Origin of the sequence: Actinoplanes flavus (assembly GCF_017592555.1) — a bacterium.
GTDB lineage: Bacteria > Actinomycetota > Actinomycetes > Mycobacteriales > Micromonosporaceae > Actinoplanes > Actinoplanes flavus.
The window spans coordinates 102,150-125,341 of sequence record NZ_JAGFNS010000002.1 but is presented as its reverse complement, the minus strand read 5'-3'; the positions used below and the strand labels follow the sequence as shown (position 1 = coordinate 125,341).

The following is a 23,192-nucleotide window of genomic DNA, read 5'->3' as shown; positions in this document are numbered from 1 at the left end:
GCGCGCACAGGTCGAGCCAGTCGCGCCGCGGTCCCGGTGTGGGCCACTGTGACTGGTCGATCGGTTTGCCGCGCCCGTTGATGATCGCCGCCCTCCCGTCGCGTCCACTGTGCGCTCAGCGTACGGCGGCTGTGCTGCGGGCAGTCGCTCCGGTCCTGGTCACAGGCGTGCGACCAGGGAGAGTACGGGTGCGTACAGCTGACGGCGTGACGGTGGGGAGAACCTGGATCTCGTACCGAATTCCTGAGGACGAAGGATGCACAACCATGCAGATCTGGACCACCGTAACGACCATTCTTGGCGACCTTTTCTCGCTTGCCGGCGGCATCATCACCCTGGGAGCGGCCATAAAGGCGCAGCGTCGCCCTCGCCGACGGCAGTGCGTTCTGCACACCCGTCGTGGCGGCGAAGACAGTTGATCTGACCGTCGCCGGAAGCCGACCTCGTAATCGGCCGGCGCCCGTTCGACGACGGCACCGTGCAGAGCACCGGTCACGGCCGCGCGCTCCGCCTCACGAGGCCGATCCCACGAGGCCAGACCGGCGAGGAAACGCACCATCGAGTCGGACAACCGCCGGTAGAACCACTCCAGCTCACCGACGAGTTGCTCGTACGGCTGATGCGGCGCGGGCATCGGCACCTCGCTGTGCAGCAGCGCGCGGGCCAGGTCACCCAGCCGTTCCCCCTCCGGCCGACGCCCGGCGACCAGATGCACGAGCTCACTGCCCCCACCTGTCGCAGCCAGAAGAAACCCACCGGCAGCCCGGTCCAACACCGCCAGCACCTGAGTCTGCCCGCTCAAAATGCGCACCGCGTCCGCATAAGACAGTGCTCGGCTCATTACGCCAGCTTGCCCGCCAAGCCGATCGACCGAAAGCCACCGTTACCGGATTCCGTTATGGGTAGGCCCGCACGGCGACTCTCCGCAGTGAGCCGGGCGGCCAGCAGGTGCTCTCGGGTTTCCTCGGCCCCGCACCTCCAAGCCACCGTGCGTACCAAGCCGCAGGCTCATCGACGCTGCAATAGCCAGGACCTACCACTGGCCCGCCGCAGTATCACCGAAACCGTGCCTGCCCAGCACCCCGGCCCCTCAGCCAGCAACCGGTTCGGCTCCGACGACTTGATAGCACCGCGGTGAGTACCTCACGATCTCCACCTCACCGTCCAGGTCCATCGGCCGTACTCGCAGGAGGCCGCCGCGGCGGGAGGCGGTCTCGATATGGAACCGGACGATCAACGCATCCAGTTCCGGGTCCCGGCCACCCGCACCCGCTACCGCCACGAACTCGCCGTTTCGCCACAAGATCCCGTGATTACCTGCCGGTGATCCCACCACTGCCCGCCACGCTGCGGCACTTCGCTGGGCAGCAACGGCTCCAGCCGTTCCCACTCCCCGTCCGTCAGATCACCGGTCAACATACCAACGATCGATCATCACCAACCGCGATGATCCGTCAGATGCGCTCTAGCTGGCGGGCGCGGAGCCGGGTGCTGGTGCCGCCTTCAGTGAAAGCGATACGCGTTGGCGCTCGACATCGACGTTCAGGACCAGGGCGGTGACCGTTTCGCCCACACTGAGGACCTCGGAGGGGTGCTGGACGCGGCGGTCTGCCAACTGGGAGATGTGGATCAGGCCGTCAACGTCGCCCAGGGAGATGAAGGCGCCGAAGGACGTCAGGGTCTTCACCGCTCCGGTGACGGTCTCGCCTGCCGTCAGCGCGGTCAGTGCTGCTCTGCGTCGTTCAGCCGGCGATGGCTTCGCCGGCCGCCTTTTCTCCGGCGCCATGCGGGTGTCCGGGACGGGACGCTGGTCTGCCAGGCTGGTACCGGGGTCGGCCGGGTCACGGTACTTGGCGGGAAGGGTGCCGACCACCTCGACCGCCTGGGCGCACGCCTCGGTCATATAGGTGTCGTAGGCGCGGTCGGTGAGGTGCTCGTCTTGGATGAGTTCACCGTCGTCCTGGCGGTAGGTGCGTGATGGCTCGCCGCGAAACGACAACCAGTTAAAGCTGGTGGTGATGTAGGAGCCGTCGCTGACCAGCAGTCTCGCCGGCGCGTGGGCGACCCGCACGACGGTGAGGCGGTTGCTGCGGCGCGCGGCCGCGTGCAGGGCGTCGACGGCGTCCCGGTCGGTGCCGTCGCCGATGCCCGGGCCCCACACGATCGTCACGTCGACGGTTCGCGACAGCTTCTCCAGCGTGCGGATCCACCGGCCGGTGGCGACGGTCGTACGGATCTGCGGGCTGCCGATGAGCAGCCGGCGCCGCGAGTTGACGAGGGCGTCGTCGAGCCAGGCCGGATGTTCGTACACGCCCAACCAGCGGATAGCCGCACCGTTCAGCGTGGCGCCGGCGTCCTCGCCGGCCGGGCCGTCTCCGGCGGCCTGGAGCGCGAGGACGTCTGTCCTGCTCAGCCGGTCCCCGGGGGCGGTGACGGGTTCGTGAGGGTGCTCGACCGGTGCGGCCGACAGCCGTAGGCGGTCGACGGCGCCGATGGCCTCCAGCGCTGCGGTGTGCGGTTCGCTCCACTTGCCGTCGACTTCGACACCGAGGCGTACCTGGAGAGTTTGCTCGTCGGCAAAGACGAGCAGGATGGCGTCGTGGTAGAAGTTCCGGTTCTCGGTGACGCCGCTGATACCGAGCAGCCGTGCGCCGTCGCGGGTACGGGTGTCCAGGGTGCTGGTCAGCGCGGCGATGCTGAGGTCGGTGGTGCGGACCGGCATGCTGCTCGCCGGGGGCAGCAGGATGCGCCCGGCATCGGCTTTCGCGTGGTGGGAGCGGCGCAGGGATGTACGTCGCCAGTCGGTCACGGCGCCGGTGAGGCGGTCGTAGACCACCGGGATTGTGGTGGACGTCGGGCGGCGTAGTTGGGCGTGCCGCGCTGCCTCCTGCCCGGTGGGCAGCAGCTCGAGTCGGCGCAGACCCCCGTCGGCGGGTGGCTGGTAGGAAATGTACTCAGCCCGCAGCAGGCCGGCGACGGCACGGCCGGTATCGCCTTCGTCCAGGCCGAGGAACAGCTCCAGGTCCTCGACTGTGTCGATACCGTTGAGCAGGGCTCGCAGGGTGTATTTCTGGCTGGCTTCGAGGTCTTCGGACTGCTCGACAAGGACGTCGGCGGTCAGCACGGAGGTGGGGATGGCGCAGGGCTCCGCGGCGAGGAGGATGTGTCCCGGCAGCGCGTGAGCGTGGCGGCGGGCGGCGTCGGCGAAGATGTCGCGGCTCACAGGTACTGCACCCTTCCGCCGGTGGTCGTGATGTGGGTGAGCACCCTGTTGAGGGGGCCTTTCTTGCTGTTGCAGAAGTCGGAGTCACCGACGATCCAGAGCAGTTCCCGGGCGCGGGACAGAGCGACGTTGACCCGGCCCTGGTACTGGTCGGCGAGGAAACCCAATTCGCCGGCGAGGTTGCTGCGTGTGACGGAGAAGATGACCACGTCGGCTTCGCGGCCTTGGACGGCGTCCACGGTCTTGACCTGGACGGCGACGCGCCGGAGGGTGAGGCGTCGCAGCGCGCGTTCGATCTGCGTGCATTGGCGCCGGTATCCGCTAAGGATCAGCACCTCCACCTTGCCGCCGTCGGATCGGGCGTACTTACCGGCCTGAGCGTCGGTGTCGAGGCGTTCGACGAGTTCGGCGACCTTCGCCGCCTCCAGCTTGTTCGACGTGCTGGAACTGCCGGCGTGGCGGTCGTCCTCGCGGCGGTTGGTGCGCCGACTGGTGGAGAACCACACCAGCCGGTCGCTGTCGGCGACGGTGACGGGGTCGAGCACGGGGACAGGGTCGTGGATGAGGGTCTGGTCGTAGAAGACGTGCGAGATCAGCTCGCCGATCGGCTGAGCCATGCGGTGCTGGGTGACCAGGCTGCTGGTGCAGGCCTTCGGTGCCTCGCCTAGCAGGATGTCGAACAGCGACGAGGTGAGGAACACCTTGTCGAGGTCGAAGGTGTCGACCAGGTCGCGGTGGTCGAACACCTCCTCAACCATGGGCGGCAGTTGCTGAGTGTCGCCCACCATCACCCACCGCTTCGCGCGGGTCATCGGCACCAGCAACTCGGGGGCGGTGGCCCGGGACGCCTCGTCGATGATGCAGAGATCGAACTGCATTCGTTGGATGTGCGGGTTCGCTAGGAAGCCCATGCAGGTGCCGGCGACCACACTCTGTGTGGGCAGGAACATCGGCTCGGCGGTCTGCGGGTCGTTCAGGCTGGCCAGCCAGTCTCCCTGGGTCCGCAGCAGCTCCCGCAGCCGCGGCCCGGCGCCGGGCCCGTCCAGCAGCCCGGCGATCAGCTGCTGCAGTTCGGGTTCGCCGAGTTCGTCCGGGACGGCCACATCGAGGGCCGTGGCCGCAGTCCGGACCTGGGCGGCGGCCGCGGCGGCGCGCTCGACGGCGCGCAGGTAGTCGGCCAGCAGCTCGGCGCGGTCCTCGGGCAGGTCTTCGTTGTCGAGCCGGTCGTCGTCGCCGAGGTCACCGAGCAGCTCGGCGGTCTCGGTCTTCTGCCGCAGGGTGGCCAGGGCTTCCTCGGCGTGCAGCGCCAGCGACAGGTGGTCGATGTGTACACCTTCCCGGGCGGCCAGGGCCGCCATGCCGGTACGGGCGCGGCCGCGGATCTCGTCGGCCCAGGCTGCCAGCTTGTTCGACAGCAGCAGGTGAGCGGCGGCCGGATCGACGTTGTCGTCGCGGCTCGACAGGCGCACGACCGAGGCGACACCGGAGCGGTCCAGCCGGGTGACGGCGTTGTCGATCGCGACGTGCATCTGGCTGACCAGCAGAATCTTGTCGCCGGGCCGGGCGGTGAGGTGTTGGTGGACGAGTTCGACGATGAACGAGGTCTTGCCCGTGCCGGGCGGGCCCTGCACGAGGAACAGGTCCTGCGAGCCGAGTGCGTGCGCGACGGCCAGCTTCTTGTCATCGTCGAAGTCGGGGCGCCGCGGCTCGAACCTCACGGGTTCTGGCGGGCTCGCCACCGTCGGGTCAAGCACCAGCTCACGCAGATGAGGACGAGCGGCGCTGCCGTCGCGTAGGGCGGCCAGCGCGTTCTTCTGCCGGCGGATCGCGGCCCGCGACGGGGCACGGTCGCGGACCAGGACACCATGGGCGGGCAGATCGTCGCCGGGCCGGGTGGCCCGGACCGTCACGTCCGTGCCGTCCACATCCACGATCGTCACCGGTGTGCCCCGGCCCGCCGATTCGTCGGTCGAGCGGGCCATCCGCTCCTGATCCAGGAACGCGCCGGTCAGCGGGGTCGCCGTCTCCACGTCGAACTGGGTACCGTCGCGGCTGATCCGGGTGTAGGTGATGGGTTCCTCGAGACGCTTCTCCAGCGCCTCCTTCGCATCGATCAGCTGGGACCAGCTACTCAACCGGGCCTGTTTGAAGGCGTCGCTGTTGCGGTCACCGGAGTCCTGGACCACCTTCTCCAGCATCTGGTGCAGCTCGACGGCCGCCAGGGCGGACCGCTGCGGGTTCGTCGGCCGCAGCGCCGACCAGGCGAAGTCGCGGCCGTCCAGGACGATCGCGTCGTCGTGCTGACGAGAGCGTTCCAGGTCGTCGAAGTCGCGGATCGCGGCGCGAATGCACACCAACTGACGGGGGTTCTTGAAGCGGAGCACGAGCTCAACCTGGTCACCGAGGACTCTGAACTCGTCGGCGGTGAGCGTCGCGCGTCCATCCCCGATGCTCTTGAGCCGCGGCAGCACGTAGGTCGCCGCCCCCAGCAGCCCGGTGATGACCGTCTCGGCGGACCGGCCGTCCCCGGCCTCCTCCAATGACCGGCGTGCCGTAGCGGACAGCTCGAACGACAGAGTCTTCTGGTCGTGCCAGTTGTCGCTGCGGGCCGCCTGGATGGCCTGCAGCTCAAGGTGGAACTGCTGTCCGTCGGCTGGCCGTTTCGCCGCATCGATGTCCAGGCAGCGCCGCAGCAGCCCGGACACGGCGGGTGGGAGATCAGCCTCGTCGAGCGCGCGGGTGATGTCCGGCAGATCGCGCAGGTCCCAGGCGGTGACGCATTGCAGCAGCGTCGCGGCCAGACTGTAGACGTCGAACCTGGTGGAGCCGCGCGACGCCAGGTCCTGGGGCGCCCACGGGGCGCTGGCCATCCCGGCGACCGTCGCATCGGCCGCACCCGCGAGCTGATCCTTGATCTTGCTCAGGGCGAAGTCGGCGAGCAGCGGCTTCTCGCCGTCCCATAGCACGTTGCCGGGCTTGATGTCGCGGTGCAGCACTCCCATCGAGTGCGCGTGCGCCAGGGCCGACGCCAGGGGCAGGGCGATGACCTCAGCGACGTCGTCCCAGCCCGGCGGCTCGGACACAGTCGCCAGCCACTCCGTCAGCGACGTCGGCACCCAGGTGAGCACCACGTAGTACACGCCCGCGTCGGGATCGGTTCCGCTGTCCAGCAACGACACCACGTTCGGGTGATCCAGCTTGTGATGCGCCGCGGTCTCCCGCTCGAAGTAGATGCGATAGATCGGATCCGAGGTGGCGGGAACGATCTTCACGGCCACGTGCCGACCGCCCTGGTTCAGGTCGGCTGCCTGGAAGACCTCCGCCTGACCACCGACACGGCGGGTGTTCGCGATCTCGGCATACCGGCGGGCGATCATACGCACCATTTATGCCCTTTCCAGGACCGAACTGTTCGTGCAGGTCAGCCGCTGAGGTTACCGGACCACAGGGCCGGCTCCGACGAGCGTCGCGACGGTGGACGTCATGGAGGCACGTGACCGGCGAGGGTGTGGCCGCCCCCCTGTCGCACTGGCCGGTGTTGCCGTCGCGTCGCCGTGCGGGGCTATCGGTTCGCCCGAGACTCCAGGTACCGGCGTCATGTGCTCCCCGCGAAAATCGAGATCTGCCTGCGTGTAGCCCCGCAGCCCTCTGGCGCAAAGCGCGGGCGATTCGGTCGCCGTCGCCGGGCGGTCACGAGAGGGTTCAATATCGATCTTCGCAGACGCTTTCGGAAGGACTGCCCGCTTTGCAGTCTGCGATGGCGGCGATCAGCGTGATGATCGCGGTGGCAAAGGAGGACAGGTTGCCGAGAATGTCGGCGATGGCGATCCAGTCGTTCATTGTGGCTCCCGCGTTGACGTGATGGCGGGGTGGCTGGCCGGACCCCTTGTGCTCCTACAAAGGCATCAGGCGGTGGGGGTGTAGGGGCAGCATCATCGAACTGAGTCGGAAAGGCCCAGAGACCCCGGCTAACCCGGCGATTTGCATGAATGGTTCTCATCGAGGTCCACGTCCATCGTGGTTCGGTGGTGTCCGGTAAGACGCCACCGAACAGTTGACCGGTCGCTCCGGTGGCGAGGCTGGACCAGGTGGGCACGAAGGCGGAGTTCGGCCAGCATCCGGCCTTCGCACGCTTGGGGGCGGGGCTGTCGCTGAGAGAGGTGGAACGCGCCACACCCCGGCTGCGGGTGGGAAACCACCCAGCTGGTCGACCTACCGCCATCAACGGTCAGCAATATGCGCAACGGGGAGGCGCTCCCGGAGCCGGAGACGCTGCGCACGTTCTTGCTGATGTGCGGGATGCCGGAGGCCGAGATCACCGTGTGGCAGCAGGCACGCGATCGCATCAACGATGCCGGGCGCCGTCCGGATGGCGCCGTCCGGGTACGAGATGCCGATGCACGGCATCTCGGCGTGCATCCCGCGATCCAGGTTGGCAGCGGGATCGACGACGTACCGGTGTACGTGCCGCGCGACTGCGACGCATAGGTGAGTGCCACGTTTGACCGAGGCCCGGGCCAGGGGAGGAATGGTTCTGTTGACTGGAGACTCGTCGACGGGCAAGGCGAGGACCTTGTTCGAGGCCGTGCGTGCCGTGATGCCCGGGCTGGCGGCTCTTGCTCCCAAAGACGCCTGCGAGGTTGAGACGATCGAGCGGCTTCCGATGCGCTCCACGGTGGTGTGGCTGGACGAACTGCAGGAAAAGGGCAACTAGCCCACCCTGTTCGCCCAGCTCAAGACGCTGCCTTGGGCACAGATCCCGGTCGGCGACCGGACCCACGACCGCGGTCACGGCCGCAAAGAGACCCGCACCGTCAAAGCTGTAACCCTGCACATCCCGGGCGGTATCGCGTTCCCGCACGCCCAGCAGGCCCGTCCGGATTATCCGTACCCGCACCATCGACGGCAAGACCAGCCGCGAGACCGCCGACCTGATCACCTCCCTGCCCGCCGTCCACGCCCAACCCGCTGACGTGCAGAAATGGACGAGAGCAGAATGACTGATCGGAAAGCAGGTGCACAACGTCCGAGATATCACGTTCCGTGGGGAGCTGCATTAGGCCCGGACCGGCGCCGGACCCGCCTCATGACCACCCTGCATAACACCGCCATCGACTGGCACCGCATCAACGCGCAACCAACATCGCCCCGCGCCAACCGACACGCTAACCGCCGCTCAAACGACCTCATACAGGCCGTGACCAGCATCAATCCCAACACGCAATGACCCTGGGCTACGACCCCTTGCCTCCCATGTAGTGGGCAAATCCCAGAAGCAGAAAGCAGGAGGCGGTAAATGCGCCGAATCCGTAAAGAATCGCTCCGGGGATGGACTTGTCGACCGCGTAGGCCAGGAGGCTGCCCGCCATGCCGACGATCGTCGAGACGAGTGCGATTACCAGGGCCGTGCCGCTGCGGGACATGAAAGGTGCTTTGGGCCTGGAGGGCAGCTCCCCAGCCGGTGTAGTGTCAGTCACGGAACTAAAGTAGCGCCAACGCAACATGTCGCGCAAGCGGGTCAGGCTGAGCTAGGATGTCTCGTAGATGAGACACTTGGATCGATCATGCGAGGAAGCGCCACATGCCATACAACCGTGATGGCAAGGAGGCACCGCGCGAGGGGCACGCCTCTGCGGGCGAGCGATTCGCTGCCCTCATCCGGCGTGCCCGTAAGGAAGCGGGAGTAAGCCAGGAAGACCTGTCGGAGGCAACCGGCATAAGCCGAAGTCAACTGATCCGCTGGGAGTCAGGCAAGGTCGAACGCCCAGAGCCGGAGGCGGTCCGCGCGGTCTGTTCGGCGCTGGAGATTGACCCCAGGGAAGCGGCGGTTGCATTGGGCTACCTCACCCATGACGAGGTGTTCGCACCGTTCAAGCCGCTACCTCGCAAGTTGCAGCAGATTCTCGAAGTGCTCGAAGACCCGACGCTGTCGAAGGCGGAGGTTGACGCGTGGGTCAGCTACCTGTTCTACCTGCATGAGAAGCACCGGCTTGAGAGGCAGCGGCTTGAACAAGTGGGCGCCAAGGCTGTGGAGAAGATCCTCGAACGCGAGGGTGCCAAGCCGTCGTCGAGGCTCCCTAAGGCCCCACTGGCACCCGGGCCGGGTGCTGTTGGCAAGGACATCGGTCGGACTGCTATGCCGCGCCGACCTCTCAAGAGGCGACCTGTATTGACTAAGGACACACCACCCACGGAGTAAGGGCCGCGAATGCCTCTTGCTGGGGCGGGTCCAGTACGGCACGCAGGACGGAGATGTTGGGCTCCATTTGATGCTCGGACACGATAAACCCCACGCAGGTCATTCACGTTTTACGTGATGCCTGGTGGGGTTTTGTGCTGTCCAGGCCTTCTTCACCGCCCACACCCGTCGTGCCGGCGGCCGGCGGTGCGGCGATCGCTGCTCTGGCCGGGACGTCTCCTCGTCGGCAGCGCTCTCGTCGTTCTGTTCCTCCTCCGGCTTCGGCTCTTCCACCGGCTTACTGCCGGCGACGGTGGCTTCCGGCTCGTCACTCTTCTCGGGGGACGGCTCCGGTGCTGCGAAGAGTTCCTCCTGGATTGTGACCGCGCTCGCGTCCTGAACCGTCAGGCTGCCGGCCGTGCACACGATCACGGCGCCACGTGACCGGAGATACGACGCCACGCCCTCAGCGCCTGCCAGATGCGCCATGTCGGGGTTCGCCGCCAGGATCTCTTCGGTGATGCGGGCTTCGGCCCAGTACACCGACTTCGCCCGGCTACCGGCCAGGTGGGCGCTGGTCCGCCCGTGCCGGCACCGGTACGTCGCCCGCCGCAGCCAGTGCGCCGACATCCGCCGGCCACACAACCCGCACACCAGCAACCCGGTCAGCGCGTACCGATGAACCTGCCCGTCCTCGGGCATCGCGCGGGCGGTGATCGCCTGCACCGCGGTGAAGTCCTCGTCACTGACCAACGCCGGATGCATCCGCTCCGGCGAGACCACCCAGTCCTCCCGCGGATTCCACACCCGCACCGGACCCAGACTGGTCCGCCTATCCCCCGGCACCGCCTCACGATGGTCGGTGAACTGCCGATTCCACACCTCCCGGCCGGTGTACCGCGGGTTCGCCAGGATCGCCGCGACCGTCCGCAACGTCCACACCGCACCTTCACGATGCGGGTTACGCACCCGGTCATATGCCGCCGGCGACGGAATCCGCCGCTCGTTCAACACCCGCGCGATCCCCGCCGTACTCATGCCTTCCAACCGCCAGGCGAAGATCCAACGGATGTACGGCGCCGTCGCCGGATCCACTTCCAGGCGATGCCGGCGCCGTCCCCAACCGGCGTGGACCTTGTTCGGGTGCGGGCCCGCGTCGACGAGTTGGTATCCGTATGGTGGACGGCCACCCAGATGACGGCCCTGCTCACGAACCTGCGCCGCCATCGCCGACCGCACCCGGAACCGACTGCGCACCTCCCGCTGCGACTGATGCCCCAGCATCATCAACAACGCCCGATGCTCGGCATCATCAAGGTCGACCGGCCCCTGCGCCTCCGGCAACCACACCTGCACACCGAAACTCTGCAGAGTCTCGATCACCCGTTGCGCCTCACCGCCGGCGAAGGCCCGCTCGAATTCCCCCACCACAACAGCGTCGAAATGGCGGTCCGGGCCGGCAGCAGCGGCCAGCAACGCGGCCGCCTGCGGACGTCGGCGCCAGGGCAGGCTTCGCGAGGCACCGGGGTCGAAGAACTCCGCCACGATCCGGCCCCGGCCGGCGACCAGCCGCTGCGCCGACTCGATCTGCCACGCCCGCGACGACACCGGGTCCTGATACTCACTCGTCGAAATGCGCCCGTAGAAGGCGAACCGAATTGCACCGGAATCCGGCGAGTAGACACGGCCACGAGCCCGCGGTGTGGACGGCCCGGCCTGTAGCCAGGCGCCGAAGGCATCAATTGTTGGCGGAGAAGGAGAAGGCATGGTGGTCGGCATCGTGAATCACCTCGATGGAGAGCAACGAGCCCTAATCCATCGATAGCAGCTGCACCACCGAACCGGGCAAGAAGGACATCAAAGCCAGTCACCCTGGCGACGCTTACAAGAAGCGCACCGCCACTCTCGAAGGTGACAGCCGCCAATGGCGCGCCGAATGCTCTCTGCCCTGCACGGATCCGGAGTTGGCAGCCACCGCCGATGCCGCAGAAACGCCTCGTCCTCACCCGCCGCGACGGCCCGCTCGTACCCTGCCAACAGCTCCAGCCTGCAGGGGCTCTCATACCGCCATTGAGGTGTAGATGCACCAGCGGGAGTTGCGCATCGTGGCTCTGAGCGTGGTGCTGCCTTCGAGTACCTCCTGGTGCATCGGGTTGAAGTAGGCCACCACGAATGGGCGCGGCCACAGGGCGAGTGTCTGCTCGATCTGGTCGACGACGGCCCGCAGTGTGTCCTCGCCGAACGGGTTGAACAGGAACACCACGGTCGGTTCGGGAGGGAATTCGTAGCGTGCGGCATCGCCGCACACCACCTCCACCGCACCGGCGGTCGACCGGGTGACCAGGCCACATCCCGTGGCGTTCTGGCGGGCTGTCTCGGCCAGGGTGGGATCGAACTCCACACCGACCACTCGGCCGAAGCCGTACTCCGCGGCCAGCAGCAACGTCCTGCCCTTGCCGCAGCCCAGATCGACGAAGGTGAAGGCTGACGGTGTCGGGATCGGGAGGCTCCGCAGGATCTTGCGGAATTGGTGGACCGGGGTCGGCGAGTACGCGACGCTGTCTCGATGTTGCGCCGACGCAACCACGGCCGGGTCGAGGACCGGTTCGGCGGTGCTGCGGCCGGTGCCGATGCCGAGGCGCTGGTCCATCAGGCGGTCCTGGCGCCGGGTGACAGGTCGCAGGAGGATCTCCGCGATCAGTGCTGCGGCCAGCCGTACCGCGGCCACGGTTCCTCTCGTGCGGACGGTGCCTGCTACCGCGTGCAGGAATCGTCGTGCTTTGCGAAATAGTGGGGCCGGTGCGGTGGGGGGCGTTTTGACGGTCACTCCATTTACGCTAGGGACCACCCGGTTAGGGCATTGCCAGCGTGAACCCAAATTTCGGCCAAGGTTGCGCGCGCTGGGCGGTGGCATCCTGAAGCGGTGGACGTGCTGCTGGTCGAGGACGACGACACCATCGCCGAACCGCTCATCGCCGGCCTGGACCGCTACGGGTTCGTCGTCACCCGGGTCCGCACCGGCACCGAGGCGCTGTCCGCTGCACCAGCCGACATGGTGTTGCTCGATCTGGGGCTACCCGACATGGACGGCATCGACGTCTGTCGCCGGCTACGCGAGCACTCCGCCACGCCGATAATCATGATCACCGCCCGCGGGGAGGAGACCGACCGGGTCGTCGGCCTGGAACTGGGCGCCGACGACTACCTGTCCAAGCCCTTCGGCCTGCGCGAACTCGTCGCTCGTATCCGTGCGGTCGCCCGCCGCACCGGTCAGCCCGCGGCGACGGAGTCGACGGGCGGCGAGCAGGTACTCGGCCGGATCCGCATCGACCGCCGTACGCGCAAGGTCCGGGTCGGGGGCATCGCCGTCGCCCTGTCGCCCAAGGAGTTCGATCTGCTCGCCGCCCTTGCCGAGGATCCTGGCGCCGCCTGCTCGCGGCAGCACCTGCTGGACACCGTCTGGGATCCGCACTTCTTCGGCCCCACCAAGACCCTCGACGTACACATCGCCGCACTGCGCCGCAAACTCGGCGACCCCGCGGTCATCGAGACGCTGCGCGGCGTCGGCTTCCGGCTCACCACCGACGGATCCGCCACGCCGGGTACGCCGTGACCCGCCGGATCCTGTTCACCTACCTCTCTGTCGCGGTGGCCGTTCTGCTCGCTCTCGGCATCCCGCTCGGCACCGTCTATGCCCATCATGAACGTGACGGCTTCGCCGCTGACGTCGAGCGCGACGCGGTCGTCCTGGCCGAACAGGCCGAAGCCGACATCGCCACCGGCGACACCGCGCACCTGGCCGAGCACACCACCGCCTTCGGCATGGCCGGCGACGCGCGGGTTCTAATCGTCGGTCTCGACCGAAGTGTGCTTGCCGCGACCGGTACGGGACTCACCGGCGATGATGCCGCGATCAGCACAGCCCTGACCGGTCGGCACGCGATCGGATATCGCCCCCTGCCGGGCAACGACACCGAGCTGTACGTTGCGGTCCCGGCCCGCATCGGCGCCGATGTCCTGGGGGCGGTACTGATCGCCTACCCGTCCACTGCGGTCGATGCGGCGGCGACTCGCTTCTGGTTGACGCTCGCCGTCGGCAGTGCACTCATTCTCCTTCTCGTCACCGTCGCCGGCCTGGCACTGACGCGTTGGATCACCCGTCCCGTTCGTCGCCTTGAAGATGCCGCTGAGGTAATCGGCCACGGCGGCGAGTTGCCGACCGCGGGCATCGGCCCGCCGGAGCTGCGGCGTCTCGCCGTCCGCCTGTCCGAGACCTCGCGGCGGCTGCACCGGCTCATCACCGGTCAGCGAGACTTCACGTCCACCGTCTCCCACCAGCTACGATCGCCGCTGACCGCGTTACGGTTACGGCTGGAGAATCTGGAACCCGCCGTCGCCGACACCGCCCGTCCCGATCTCGACGCCGCTATCACCGAGGTGGACCGCCTCACCCGTATGGTCCACGGGCTGCTCGCTCTGGCGCACCTCGAGCACCAGGCGGCCGACCGGGAACCCGTCGACCTGGACACACTCATCGACGAACGCATCGACAACTGGTCGGCGTACGCGTCCGAACAGGACGTCGCCCTGGTTCGCTCCCCGGGCGCGCTGGGTACCGCTTGGGCGGTGCCCGAAGCGATCGAGCAGATCGTCGACAACCTTCTCGCCAATGCTCTGCGCGTCACGCCGCCACAGACCGTGATCACCGTCGGCGCCACGGTCCCACCCGAGGATGGAGCCACCGTGGAGCTGCATGTCGTGGATCAGGGGCCTGGTTTGAGCGACGAGGACCGGGCCCGCGCGTTCGACCGCTTCTGGCGGGTGGCGGGTTCCGCCGACGACGGCTCCGGTCTCGGGCTGACCATCGTCCGGCAGCTCGCCCGCATCAGTGGCGGCGAGGCCGAACTCCGTGCCGCACCCGCCGGCGGTATCGACGCCACCGTCCGGCTTCGCCGGGCACCGCATCCGCGGCCGCCCACGCCGTAGCGGGAGTGCCGAGAGTGCTCAAGCGCTGATCTCGTGTCCGGCCTTGCCGATTCCGGGCAGGAAGCGGCCGGTGCGCCGGGTGTAGGCGACGTAGGCCGGGCCATGGGTTGCTTGCAGGTACGGCTCTTCGACGACGCGGACCTGTAGTTCGATTCCCGCGAACACGGCGGCCAGCACGAGCAGCTGAGGCCAGGTGGGGGTCATCGCGGTGATCCCGGCGGTAGCGGTCAGCATGGCGGTGAAGATCGGGTTGCGCACGAACCGGAAGGCGCCGGCGGTGACCAGCGTGGTGCGTTCGGCCGCGTTGACGCCGATGCGCCAGGACGCGCCCATGGCGTGCTGGGCGGCGGGAATGCCGATGAACCCGGCAACGGCGGCGATCAGGCCGACGATGTGCAGCCAGGAATGGTCGAGGATCGGCACTGGGGCGAGGAGCCCGGTGGCGTCGAGCAGCGGTGCCGCGAAGCCGCCGAGCAGGCCAGCGGCGAGCAGGATCTGGGCCCACCAGGCGGCAGTGCCGATCGGCGGGTGGCTGTGCCGGTGGCCGGTGTCGCCGGTACGGCGGCGGTGCAGCCAGGTGCGCAGCCCGAAGGCGACGAGTACGCCGGTGAGGTAGAGGGTGAATGCGAGCCAGGCCATGGTGGTTTCCCTTTCGGTGGTGGCTTCACCTGGCGACAGTACAGCATTCGATGTACTGTTCTGGTGTGGAGACCCTGACTCACGGCTCGGTACTGGCACGCTTCGGCCACGCCCTGTCCGACCCGACCCGCGCCCGGCTTCTGCTCGCCCTGCGTGACGGCCCCGGCTATCCAGCCGAACTGGCCGACATGCTCGGCTGCACCCGGCAGAAACTGTCGAACCACCTGACCTGCCTGCGCGGCTGCGGCCTGGTGGTCGCGGTACCCGAGGGCCGCCGGGTCCGTTACGAGCTCGCCGATCAGCGGCTCGCGCACGCTTTGGGTGACCTGCTCGGCCTAGCGCTGGCCGTCGACCCGGAAGTCTGCGCCGACTCGGCCGAGAAGGGCTGCTGTTGATGAGCGGTCCGCTGATCCAGATCGCCCCGGTCGGCCCCGCCCAGCAGCGGCGTGCCGTGCTGACCCGCCGTGTTCGCTGGCTCGTGGCCGCGACCATCACCTACAACGTGGTCGAGGCGGTCGTGGCGATCACCGCCGGCACGATCGCGTCGTCGACCGCGCTAATCGGGTTCGGTCTCGACTCGGTGATCGAGGTGTCCTCGGCCGCCGCGGTGGCCTGGCAGTTCGCCGGTAAGGATCCCGAGCGGCGAGAGAAGACCGCGCTGCGGATCATTGCGGTCTCGTTCTTCGCTCTGGCCGCCTACGTCACCGTCGAATCGGTGCGTGCCCTGATCGGCGGCGCGGATGCCGAGCACTCCACCATCGGCCTGGCTCTGGCGGCCCTCTCGCTGGCGATCATGCCCGGCTTGTCGTACGCGCAGCGCCGCGCCGGGCGTGAACTCGGGTCACGGTCGGCGGTCGCCGACTCGAAGCAGACGCTGCTGTGCACGTACCTCTCCGCGGTCTTGCTTGTCGGTCTTGCCGTGAACAGCCTGTTCGGGTGGTCGTGGGCCGACCCGGTCGCCGCGCTGGTCATCGCGGCCGTCGCGGTGAAGGAAGGCCGGGAGGCCTGGCGCGGCGACGCCTGCTGCGCACCCAACCCCCTCGCCGCCGCCCAGGAGGCAGGCGCTGACGACGGTTGCGCCGACGGCTGCTGCGCCGACGAGCGGTAATGGCGGCGGAGTGGCTGACCAGCTCGGTCCTGATCGCCGTGCTCACCACGGGCTTCGGGCATTTCGAGACCGTCCGGCCCTGGTGGGCGCGGGTCAGCCGGTGGCTCGCGTACCTCGCGGTCACCGGCCTGATCGGCCTGTGGGCCGGACGGCCGTGGACCTTCATCTGGATCGTCGGCCTGCCCGCGGCTGGCGCCGTCTTCCATGTGCTCTGGTGCCGGCGGCACGGTATCGATCCGCTCACCGCCGAGCCACGCGAGCGTTACGAGCAGCTTCGCCGTCGATGACGGCGGCCGTTGCCGGTGGCATGTACGGCGCTTGCCTACGCCCGCAGGTGGACCGGTGACCCTGAAACGGCATCACCCTACAGTGCTTCACAGGAAACCCTCAGTGACGTAATCCGGCAGACGATAAAGCGGCAGCTGTATCGTCACGACGGTGCCGCGAGGAACCCGTCCTCGCGGCTGAAGGAGGACCGTGATGCCGGCGAGTGACGCCAAGGCCCGCAACCGCAACACCGCGCCGACGCGTGGGCACGGCAAGGCAGCGGCTAGAGCCTCGGCGAGTAAAGCCACCCGTCAGCTGCGCAAACCCGGCATGAGCACCAATCTGAAGGTGACCCTCGGTGTCCTGGCCGCCGCGCTCGTAGCCGTCGTGGTGGTGGTGCTGGTCAACAGCGGCGGCTCCTCGCCGGCCGCGAGCGCCGACGCGCTGGTCCGGGCCGACAGTCACCGGTTGTCGACGGCGGCGGACGGCAAGGTCACCGTGGTGGAGTTCCTCGACTTCGAGTGCGAGGCGTGTGGCGCCGCCTACCCCGGCGTGGAGAAGCTGCGCGCCGAGTACGGCGACAAGATCACCTACGTGGTGCGGTACTTCCCTATCGCCAGCCACCCCAACGCCTACAACGCCGCCCACGCCGCGGAGGCCGCCGCCCGGCAGGGCAAGTTCGAGCAGATGTACGTCAAACTGTTCGACAACCAGACCACGTGGGGCCACAACGAGCAGTCCCAGGCTGCCGTGTTCGAGCAGTACGCGACCGACCTCGGCCTGGATCTGGCCAAATTCAAGGCCGACGTGACCGACAGCGACGTCGCGGCCCGGGTGAAGGCCGACTCTGCCGATGGCACGTCGCTGGGCGTCGCCGGTACGCCGACGTTCTTCATCAACGGTGAGAAGTTCACCGGGCAGCCGTCCTACGACGGGCTCAAGTCCACCATCGACACGGCTCTCGCCAAGTGACGGCCGTGCTGCGGGAGGACATCACGGTCGAGGAACCGGTGCTGTCCGACCGGCTGATCGGCTGGCTGCTGACGATCGGGGGACTCGTCGGCGCGCTCGCCGCGTTCATCCTGACCGTCGAGAAGATCGCGCTGCTCAAGGATCCGTCGTACACGCCGTCCTGTTCGATCAACCCGATCCTGTCCTGCGGGTCGATCATGACGACCGGGCAGGCCGAGGTGTTCGGGTTCCCGAACCCGCTGATCGGCATCGCCGCGTTCCCGGTGGTGGCCGCCACCGGCGCCGCGGTGCTCGCCGGTGTCCGTCTGCCGCGTTGGTGGTGGCTCGCCGTGCAGGCCGGCACGGTGTTCGGGATCGCCTTTGTGCACTGGTTGATGTTCCAGAGCCTCTACCGCATCGGAGCGCTCTGCCCGTACTGCATGGTCGTCTGGGTCGTCATGATCGTGCTGTTCTCCTACCTCGTCCTCTACAACGCCGAACGGGGCCACCTATCGGCTCCGGCCGGTTTGACCGACGCTCTGCTGCGGGTGCACAGCGTTGTCCCGACGGTGTGGGTGCTAGCTGTCACGGCGTTGATCGGCGTCGAGTTCTGGGACTACTGGCGCACGCTGTTGTGATCGGACCCGGTCCCTGTTGGATCTGAGCCGAGATCGATCTCGGCTCAGATCCAACAGGTGCGGGTCAGCTCCCGGCGCGTGCCGGGGCCCGTGTACGGGCCAGACCACCGGAGCGGGCCAGCATCGCGACCGCGACCGCGCAGGCTGCTCCGATGGCCGTCAGTGCGATCCAGGTCAGTGCGTCAAGACCCGACTCACGACCGGCGTCGATAGCGGCGCCGGTGAGCAGGTTCCCGGCGGCGATGCCCACCCCGGCGATCGTGTTGTACAGCCCGTAGTAGGTGCCGACCAGGCGTGGCCCGGCCAGGTTGACGATGGTGGCCATCTCGAACGGGTACACGATCATGGTGGCGGCGGTGAGCAGGATCGTGCTGGTCAGCACCGGCGTCAAGTGCAGCGCTGCGCTCACCCAACCGGGCGCGGCTGGTCCGAGCCCGGCGGTGACCGCGAGCGGCAGGAACGCCGCCGCCATCAACCACAAGCCCCGCACGATCGCTTCCGATGGGCTCCACCGGGCCTTCGCCCACGCGGTCAGCCGAACCTGCCCAGCCACGGTGAGCAGCCCGGAGACAGCGAACATGACAGCTACGCCGACCTGGCCCCCGGCCTGCTCCTGGGCGCGCATCGGCAAAGCCAGGTAGACCTGGAAGTTGAGCACGTAGCTGCCGGCCATCGCCAGGCTGAAAAGCAGGAACGGCCGATTCGTGGTCATCTGCCGCCAGTCGGCAAGCAGCCGCTGCCGTGGCTCGGCGGCGTCGGTTTGCCGGGCGGGCAGGGCCCGGGCCTGCAGGACGAACAGGATCAGGAACAGCACCGCGGCGGTGACGCACACCCAGCGGAACGAGGCGCCGAGCAGGGCCAGGCCGACCAGCGGACCGGCCAGGATGCCCGCCTGGTAGAAGACGTTGAACACGGCGAACGCCTCGGTCTTGCGGTCGCCCGCCTCAGCCGCGAGGTAGGCGCGCACGGCCGGGTTGAACAGTGCCCCGGCCAGCCCGGTCAGCAGCGACGCCACGATCAGCATCGGCAGTGAGGACGCGAAGCCGAGCAGCCCGAACCCGACGACCCGCAGCCCGAGGCCGGCCAGGATCAGCGGTTTGCAGCCGAGCCGGTCGGCGAGGCTGCCGCCGATCAGGAACATGCCCTGCTGGCTGAGGTTGCGCGCGCCGAGGATGAGTCCGACCGCCCAGGCCGCCAGGGCAAGGGTGCCGGACAGGTGTCCGGCGAGGTAGGGCATCAGCATGTAGAAGCCGATGTTGATGCTCAGCTGGTTGACCAGCAGCAACTGGATCGGCCGGTTGAAGGAGCGCACCTGCGCGACGGTGCCGGTCACGGGTGTGCCGGATCGACGACGGTCGTGCACCGGGTCCACCGCACGGCTTCGGCTTGGCCGGGATGGCTGATCTCGTCCGGTTCGTGGGCGGGCGGCTGGTCGAGCAGCCCGTGCTGGTGGCAGTAATCGTCGCTGTAGATGGTCTCGGCGTAGCGGTGCGGGCCGTCGGGGAAGACCGCGACGATACGGGTGTCGTCGGCCAGGGTGCGGGCGGCCCATGAGGCGACCACGGCGACCGCGCCGACGCTCCAGCCGCCGGTGACATAGCCGGTGGAGGCCAATCGCCGGCAGGTCCAGACCGCTTCGTGCGGGGCGACCCAATGGACCTCGTCGAAGGCCGTGTAGTCGACGTTACGTGGGTGGATGCTGCTGCCCAGCCCGCGCATCAGCCGACTACGGGCGGGCTGGCCGAAGATCGTCGAGCCGGTGGCGTCGACGCCGATCAGCCGCAGCCGTGGGAAGAACTCGCGCAGCACGCGGCTGATGCCGGCGCTGTGCCCGCCGGTACCGACGCTGCACACCAGCACGTCGATGCGGCCGAGCTGGGCAACGAGCTCCAGCGCCAAGCCCTGGTAGGCGTCGACGTTGTCGGGATTGTTGTACTGGTCCGGGCAGTAGGCGCCCGGATGCTGGGTCAACAGCCGCTGGACCCGGTCGCGGCGGGCCTGTTGCCAGCCGCCGGTCGGGTGGGGCCGGTCGACGACATCGACGGTCGCGCCGTAGGCGGACAGCAGGTGCCGCATCGACGGCTCCATGCCGGGGTCGGTTACCAGGGTGACCGGATGGCCGTGCACGAGCCCGGCCAGGGCGAGGCCGAGTCCCAGGGTGCCGGAGGTCGATTCGACGACCGGGGCGCCGGGGGCGAGATCGCCGCGGGCGCGGGCCTGCTGGATCAGGTGCAGGCCGGGCCGGTCCTTGATGCCGCCGGGATTGTGGCCTTCGAGTTTGGCCCAGAACCCGCGGCCGGGTGTGCTGTGGATGTCGCTGGTCCACAGCACCGGGGTGTTGCCGACCATCTGGTCCAGGAAGTGGCAGGTGGAGCTGGAGATCAACTGGCTGGGGGCCGGGCGTGCGGGAAGGACATGAGTCATGGATCAAGCCGTTCTTGACAGGTCGCCGTTTCGAGGGCGCGGCGCGATCGCGCCGGGCTTCGGACGGCGGGCGAACGAATGTGGGCGTCGGTGACACGCCCCGCAGTGCGCGGCGTGTGGGCCCTGTCAGATCCGGCTGACGCTCGTCAACAGCAGTACGTCGCGTGGAACACCCGTGCCGGCGGTGCAGTCGGCGGGAATGCCTTCGCCCTGGGACACGACGCCGACCGTGGCGAGTGTCAGCGATGGGGCGGTCCAGCCGGGTTGCGGCGGCGCGACCGACTGTGGGCATGGATGCGCTAGCCGAAAGCCGGGGTTCGCGTGGCCGTGGCTGCTGCCGCCATCCGTGGATCGCTGGTGGAGTGCGGTGGCGTATTCACCCATGGTCTGCACTGTGAGCAGGATGTCGGTGCTGCCGTGCTGGGCGGCGGTGCTCGGATGTTGCGCGGCTGTGGCCCCGGCCAGGATGAGCAGCACAGCGATCAGCCGTGTGATCAGCCCGGGCGTGATCGCCGAACGCGGGCTTGCGCTACAGTCCATTACCGGTAGATTCTAGCGATTACACCATTTTGTCCTGGTATTTCGCCGGTACTCGTCGGAGTGACGGTGTCGTCAGGTGAGCGCTATTGCAGGCGGCGGGCGTGCAGCCGTTGCACGATGCCCGGCTTTGAGTATCTCGCTCTCCACGGTCTCGGAGCCTGCTGCTTCGACGAGCGGCAGGGTGCACCGCGTGAAGTGCTCGCCCTGCAGGAGAATGGTGATCCGTTCGGCCAGCCACTGGACGGCGTAGACGATCCGCCGGTCGCTGCCGACATGGTCGAGGAGCAGTAGCCTGCTGTCGGCCTATACCGACCCGTAACGCTCGTCACGACGTTCCTCGCGTCGCGGAGCACCTGCAGCGTCGTTGTAGCTGTTGGTCGCGTGAAGCCGGCCTGACGTTGCGCCGATCCGGCGCGGCCCCGCTCGCCCACGACCGGGCGAGTGGGGCCGCGCCGGCGCGCGCCTATCCGAACAGCGCGTGGCTGTACTTGACGACGCGTGCCGGAGGCGGTCCCACCGGTCCAGGAGACCACCCGCTACTTCGCGCCCCCTGCGGCCTGCTCAATGGCCTGGGTCAGCGGGCCCACGGTGTACACGTCACCCTCGAACTTCGTACCGTTGATCTTGACGGTCGGGGTGCCGGTGACCCCGGCCTCGAACGCGTCGTCGTTGGACTCGGTCACCCATGCATCGAAGGTGCGGTCCTTGAACCGATCGGCCACGGTCTGCGCGACCCCCGCCTGAACCGCCAGGTCGGCGATCGCCTGGTCGGACAGGCCGGTGGTGCCCTCCTCGGGCTGGTTGGCGTACAGCGCCTTGGTGAACGCCCATACCTTGTCCGGTGCCTGGTCGGCGACCGTGGCGACCGCGTTGGCCGCCCTGGTGGAGTACCGGCTGCCCTGCGATTGCTTGTCCAGGAAGTTCATCGGGCGCAGTTCCAGGTTGATCGTCTTGGCATCGATCAGCCGGTCCAGCTCGGCGGCGTTGGTCGTCTCGAACCTGCCACAGGCCGGGCACATGTAGTCCAGGTAGATCTCCACTGTCACCGGGGCGCTGGCCTGTCCGACCAGGAGCGCCTCGCTGGCGGTCAGGTTCGCCGGGTTGACCAGCTTGCCGTCCGAGCCTTTCGCGTCGCGGGTGGCGTTGACCACCACGGCGACGATCGCGATCAGCAGGCCGACGATGACCAGCCCGCCGATCCAGGTCACCACGTTGATCGGACTCTTGCGCTGCGCGGCGATGGCCGCTTGGGCCTTGCGTACCTCGCGTGACTTCAGTCGTGCTTGCTTACCCATGATCAGATCTCGTTTTCTCTGCTGAGCGCTCCAGCCCGCAACCGCGTGAGCGTGGGTGTCTCGCACCCGTGTCGGCGCAGGCACCCCGACCGCGCTCCGGCGGAGCGCGAGCACGATCGGCCAGTGGCGCCACGGCACCACGCCACACGGCAGCGCCGGGTGCGCTTCGGTCTGCCATCCGGACTGCCACCGAATTCCGACCCGCCGTCGCAGCTTCAGCCGCCGGCACCGCGCACGGATACCGCGGCCGGCATCCCGGCACGAACGAGGTCAGAGCGGGGACGGCAGCGGAGGCCCGCGACGGCGTACCGGAGAGCGATCCAGCTGCCAGGGCCGCAGCGACAGGCCCCAGGCCGGATCCAGCACCGGCCGGCACGATCCGGCGGCGGCAATGACGTGGACGTGCAGCCGCGGCGACAACCGTCCGAGCGCCGCCGCCGCGCCGGCCAGCACCACCCGCAGCATGGCCCACAAACCGGCCGCCCCGGCGAGGGTGAACAGGTTGCCCAGCAGCTGCGGGACGGCCACCAGCACCACGATCCCGGCGATACGCCCCGGGCTGACGTCCAACGCCATCTGACCCGCGGCGCACTCCGCATGCTCACGCAGCAACGCCAGGTGAATCCCCAGCCACGCCAACCGCCGGTCCGGCGCCATGCAGCGCTGCACCGCCACCATCGGAAGCTGATGGCTGAGCAGCCACGCTATGGCGGTAATCAGCACGCCGCCCAGCGAGGGGAACCAACCGGACCGGACCGGTCCTGGCAAAAGACGAACCCGACCGGCGGTCATCGGTGCGCCGCGACGAAGACACCGAGGAGGTAGCGATTGCCGTCCGGCACTGCGGCCTCCCATGGGTATACGACAACTGAGCACGGGTCCGTGCGTAGTCGCCACGGTGTCCTGCCCCCGCACGTCGCGTTAGGGCCGAACGTCCGTACTG

24 protein-coding genes and 1 pseudogene are annotated in these 23,192 nt (G+C 68.3%); 12 read left to right on the top strand and 13 right to left on the bottom strand.

The window, feature by feature from the left end:
- The first annotated feature begins 266 nt into the window (after window positions 1–266).
- Window positions 267–419, top strand: a complete 153-nt coding sequence (locus J5X75_RS03600; protein WP_208465822.1) for a hypothetical protein — start codon at window positions 267–269, stop codon at window positions 417–419.
- 20 nt (window positions 420–439) lie between these two features.
- Here J5X75_RS03600 and J5X75_RS46350 read toward each other — a convergent pair.
- From J5X75_RS46350 to J5X75_RS03585, 4 genes and pseudogenes are all read right to left on the bottom strand, one after another.
- Window positions 440–841 (bottom strand): annotated as a pseudogene (locus J5X75_RS46350) (NACHT N-terminal helical domain 7-containing protein); the annotation flags it as partial.
- 624 nt (window positions 842–1,465) lie between these two features.
- Window positions 1,466–3,124: a S1 RNA-binding domain-containing protein gene (locus J5X75_RS03595; protein ID WP_208465821.1), complete on the bottom strand. Its 1,659-nt coding sequence runs from the start codon at window positions 3,122–3,124 to the stop codon at window positions 1,466–1,468.
- Between the two features lie 95 nt (window positions 3,125–3,219).
- The gene (locus J5X75_RS03590) at window positions 3,220–6,609 is read right to left on the bottom strand and encodes a serine/threonine-protein kinase (protein WP_208465819.1); all 3,390 of its coding nucleotides are present in this window, start codon (window positions 6,607–6,609) and stop codon (window positions 3,220–3,222) included.
- A gap of 316 nt (window positions 6,610–6,925) precedes the next feature.
- Window positions 6,926–7,063 carry a hypothetical protein gene (locus tag J5X75_RS03585; RefSeq protein WP_208465818.1) on the bottom strand — a complete coding sequence of 46 codons (138 nt, stop codon included), beginning with the start codon at window positions 7,061–7,063 and terminating at the stop codon, window positions 6,926–6,928.
- A 396-nt stretch (window positions 7,064–7,459) separates the two neighbouring features.
- Between J5X75_RS03585 and J5X75_RS03580 the strand changes: the two genes are divergently transcribed.
- The 3 genes from J5X75_RS03580 (at window position 7,460) to J5X75_RS03570 (ending at window position 8,450) form a co-directional block, all read left to right on the top strand.
- The gene (locus J5X75_RS03580; RefSeq protein ID WP_208465817.1) at window positions 7,460–7,711 is read left to right on the top strand and encodes a hypothetical protein; all 252 of its coding nucleotides are present in this window, start codon (window positions 7,460–7,462) and stop codon (window positions 7,709–7,711) included.
- Window positions 7,712–7,796: 85 nt separating this feature from the next.
- Window positions 7,797–7,937 (top strand): hypothetical protein, encoded by a 141-nt coding sequence (locus J5X75_RS03575; RefSeq protein ID WP_208465816.1) that lies wholly within the window; start codon window positions 7,797–7,799, stop codon window positions 7,935–7,937.
- A 372-nt stretch (window positions 7,938–8,309) separates the two neighbouring features.
- Window positions 8,310–8,450 carry a hypothetical protein gene (locus J5X75_RS03570; RefSeq protein ID WP_208465815.1) on the top strand — a complete coding sequence of 47 codons (141 nt, stop codon included), beginning with the start codon at window positions 8,310–8,312 and terminating at the stop codon, window positions 8,448–8,450.
- Window positions 8,451–8,457: 7 nt separating this feature from the next.
- Here J5X75_RS03570 and J5X75_RS03565 read toward each other — a convergent pair whose 3' ends face one another.
- Window positions 8,458–8,646 (bottom strand): hypothetical protein, encoded by a 189-nt coding sequence (locus J5X75_RS03565; RefSeq protein ID WP_208465814.1) that lies wholly within the window; start codon window positions 8,644–8,646, stop codon window positions 8,458–8,460.
- 158 nt (window positions 8,647–8,804) lie between these two features.
- On the opposite strand from J5X75_RS03565, the gene J5X75_RS03560 reads away from it, so the two are divergent.
- A complete protein-coding gene (locus J5X75_RS03560) occupies window positions 8,805–9,422 on the top strand; it encodes a helix-turn-helix domain-containing protein (protein ID WP_208465813.1) in 618 nt (205 codons plus the stop codon).
- A 99-nt stretch (window positions 9,423–9,521) separates the two neighbouring features.
- On the opposite strand, the gene J5X75_RS03555 is transcribed toward J5X75_RS03560, so the two are convergent.
- Together J5X75_RS03555 and J5X75_RS03550 are read right to left on the bottom strand one after the other, a co-directional pair.
- Window positions 9,522–10,946: a recombinase family protein gene (locus J5X75_RS03555; protein WP_372450832.1), complete on the bottom strand. Its 1,425-nt coding sequence runs from the start codon at window positions 10,944–10,946 to the stop codon at window positions 9,522–9,524.
- 514 nt (window positions 10,947–11,460) lie between these two features.
- Complete coding sequence (locus J5X75_RS03550; RefSeq protein ID WP_208465812.1) at window positions 11,461–12,129, bottom strand: methyltransferase domain-containing protein; 669 nt, start codon at window positions 12,127–12,129, stop codon at window positions 11,461–11,463.
- Window positions 12,130–12,324: 195 nt separating this feature from the next.
- Here J5X75_RS03550 and J5X75_RS03545 point away from each other — a divergent pair, with 195 nt between their 5' ends.
- Together J5X75_RS03545 and J5X75_RS03540 are read left to right on the top strand one after the other, a co-directional pair.
- On the top strand, window positions 12,325–13,014 hold the full coding sequence (locus J5X75_RS03545) for a response regulator transcription factor (RefSeq protein ID WP_208465810.1): 690 nt from the start codon (window positions 12,325–12,327) through the stop codon (window positions 13,012–13,014).
- Complete coding sequence (locus tag J5X75_RS03540; protein ID WP_208465809.1) at window positions 13,011–14,387, top strand: sensor histidine kinase; 1,377 nt, start codon at window positions 13,011–13,013, stop codon at window positions 14,385–14,387. The genes J5X75_RS03545 and J5X75_RS03540 overlap by 4 nt, the downstream gene beginning before the upstream one ends.
- A gap of 18 nt (window positions 14,388–14,405) precedes the next feature.
- Here the strand turns inward: J5X75_RS03540 and J5X75_RS03535 are convergent, their stop codons facing one another.
- The gene (locus J5X75_RS03535) at window positions 14,406–15,026 is read right to left on the bottom strand and encodes a methyltransferase family protein (protein ID WP_208465807.1); all 621 of its coding nucleotides are present in this window, start codon (window positions 15,024–15,026) and stop codon (window positions 14,406–14,408) included.
- A gap of 50 nt (window positions 15,027–15,076) precedes the next feature.
- Between J5X75_RS03535 and J5X75_RS03530 the strand changes: the two genes are divergently transcribed.
- The 5 genes from J5X75_RS03530 (at window position 15,077) to J5X75_RS03510 (ending at window position 17,990) form a co-directional block, all read left to right on the top strand.
- Window positions 15,077–15,421 (top strand): ArsR/SmtB family transcription factor, encoded by a 345-nt coding sequence (locus J5X75_RS03530; protein WP_208465805.1) that lies wholly within the window; start codon window positions 15,077–15,079, stop codon window positions 15,419–15,421.
- Window positions 15,421–16,134 carry a cation efflux transmembrane domain-containing protein gene (locus J5X75_RS03525; RefSeq protein ID WP_208465804.1) on the top strand — a complete coding sequence of 238 codons (714 nt, stop codon included), beginning with the start codon at window positions 15,421–15,423 and terminating at the stop codon, window positions 16,132–16,134. The genes J5X75_RS03530 and J5X75_RS03525 overlap by 1 nt, the downstream gene beginning before the upstream one ends.
- On the top strand, window positions 16,134–16,421 hold the full coding sequence (locus J5X75_RS03520; protein WP_208465803.1) for a hypothetical protein: 288 nt from the start codon (window positions 16,134–16,136) through the stop codon (window positions 16,419–16,421). The genes J5X75_RS03525 and J5X75_RS03520 overlap by 1 nt, the downstream gene beginning before the upstream one ends.
- Before the next feature lie 310 nt (window positions 16,422–16,731).
- Window positions 16,732–17,373 carry a DsbA family protein gene (locus tag J5X75_RS03515; protein ID WP_208466144.1) on the top strand — a complete coding sequence of 214 codons (642 nt, stop codon included), beginning with the start codon at window positions 16,732–16,734 and terminating at the stop codon, window positions 17,371–17,373.
- Between the two features lie 5 nt (window positions 17,374–17,378).
- Window positions 17,379–17,990 (top strand): vitamin K epoxide reductase family protein, encoded by a 612-nt coding sequence (locus J5X75_RS03510; RefSeq protein WP_307797927.1) that lies wholly within the window; start codon window positions 17,379–17,381, stop codon window positions 17,988–17,990.
- Between the two features lie 64 nt (window positions 17,991–18,054).
- Here the strand turns inward: J5X75_RS03510 and J5X75_RS03505 are convergent, their stop codons facing one another.
- From J5X75_RS03505 to J5X75_RS03485, 5 genes are all read right to left on the bottom strand, one after another.
- On the bottom strand, window positions 18,055–19,353 hold the full coding sequence (locus J5X75_RS03505) for an MDR family MFS transporter (RefSeq protein WP_307797908.1): 1,299 nt from the start codon (window positions 19,351–19,353) through the stop codon (window positions 18,055–18,057).
- Window positions 19,320–20,414: a PLP-dependent cysteine synthase family protein gene (locus tag J5X75_RS03500; RefSeq protein WP_274383413.1), complete on the bottom strand. Its 1,095-nt coding sequence runs from the start codon at window positions 20,412–20,414 to the stop codon at window positions 19,320–19,322. The genes J5X75_RS03505 and J5X75_RS03500 overlap by 34 nt, the downstream gene beginning before the upstream one ends.
- A 126-nt stretch (window positions 20,415–20,540) precedes the next feature.
- Window positions 20,541–20,891 (bottom strand): hypothetical protein, encoded by a 351-nt coding sequence (locus J5X75_RS03495; RefSeq protein ID WP_208465801.1) that lies wholly within the window; start codon window positions 20,889–20,891, stop codon window positions 20,541–20,543.
- 599 nt (window positions 20,892–21,490) lie between these two features.
- Window positions 21,491–22,249 (bottom strand): DsbA family protein, encoded by a 759-nt coding sequence (locus J5X75_RS03490; RefSeq protein ID WP_208465800.1) that lies wholly within the window; start codon window positions 22,247–22,249, stop codon window positions 21,491–21,493.
- 270 nt (window positions 22,250–22,519) lie between these two features.
- Complete coding sequence (locus J5X75_RS03485) at window positions 22,520–22,972, bottom strand: hypothetical protein (RefSeq protein ID WP_208465799.1); 453 nt, start codon at window positions 22,970–22,972, stop codon at window positions 22,520–22,522.
- Window positions 22,973–23,192: the final 220 nt, after the last annotated feature.

Bases quoted from the DNA above. Each gene is read 5' to 3' on its own strand.
- J5X75_RS03600 (WP_208465822.1), top strand. From the start codon at position 267: ATGCAGATCTGGACCACCGTAACGACCATTCTTGGCGACCTTTTCTCG.
- J5X75_RS03590 (WP_208465819.1), bottom strand. From the start codon at position 6,609: ATGGTGCGTATGATCGCCCGCCGGTATGCCGAGATCGCGAACACCCGC.
- J5X75_RS03585 (WP_208465818.1), bottom strand. From the start codon at position 7,063: ATGAACGACTGGATCGCCATCGCCGACATTCTCGGCAACCTGTCCTCC.
- J5X75_RS03580 (WP_208465817.1), top strand. From the start codon at position 7,460: ATGCGCAACGGGGAGGCGCTCCCGGAGCCGGAGACGCTGCGCACGTTC.
- J5X75_RS03570 (WP_208465815.1), top strand. From the start codon at position 8,310: ATGACCACCCTGCATAACACCGCCATCGACTGGCACCGCATCAACGCG.
- J5X75_RS03565 (WP_208465814.1), bottom strand. From the start codon at position 8,646: ATGTCCCGCAGCGGCACGGCCCTGGTAATCGCACTCGTCTCGACGATC.
- J5X75_RS03560 (WP_208465813.1), top strand. From the start codon at position 8,805: ATGCCATACAACCGTGATGGCAAGGAGGCACCGCGCGAGGGGCACGCC.
- J5X75_RS03535 (WP_208465807.1), bottom strand. From the start codon at position 15,026: ATGGCCTGGCTCGCATTCACCCTCTACCTCACCGGCGTACTCGTCGCC.
- J5X75_RS03530 (WP_208465805.1), top strand. From the start codon at position 15,077: ATGTACTGTTCTGGTGTGGAGACCCTGACTCACGGCTCGGTACTGGCA.
- J5X75_RS03525 (WP_208465804.1), top strand. From the start codon at position 15,421: ATGAGCGGTCCGCTGATCCAGATCGCCCCGGTCGGCCCCGCCCAGCAG.
- J5X75_RS03520 (WP_208465803.1), top strand. From the start codon at position 16,134: ATGGCGGCGGAGTGGCTGACCAGCTCGGTCCTGATCGCCGTGCTCACC.
- J5X75_RS03515 (WP_208466144.1), top strand. From the start codon at position 16,732: ATGAGCACCAATCTGAAGGTGACCCTCGGTGTCCTGGCCGCCGCGCTC.
- J5X75_RS03500 (WP_274383413.1), bottom strand. From the start codon at position 20,414: ATGACTCATGTCCTTCCCGCACGCCCGGCCCCCAGCCAGTTGATCTCC.
- J5X75_RS03490 (WP_208465800.1), bottom strand. From the start codon at position 22,249: ATGGGTAAGCAAGCACGACTGAAGTCACGCGAGGTACGCAAGGCCCAA.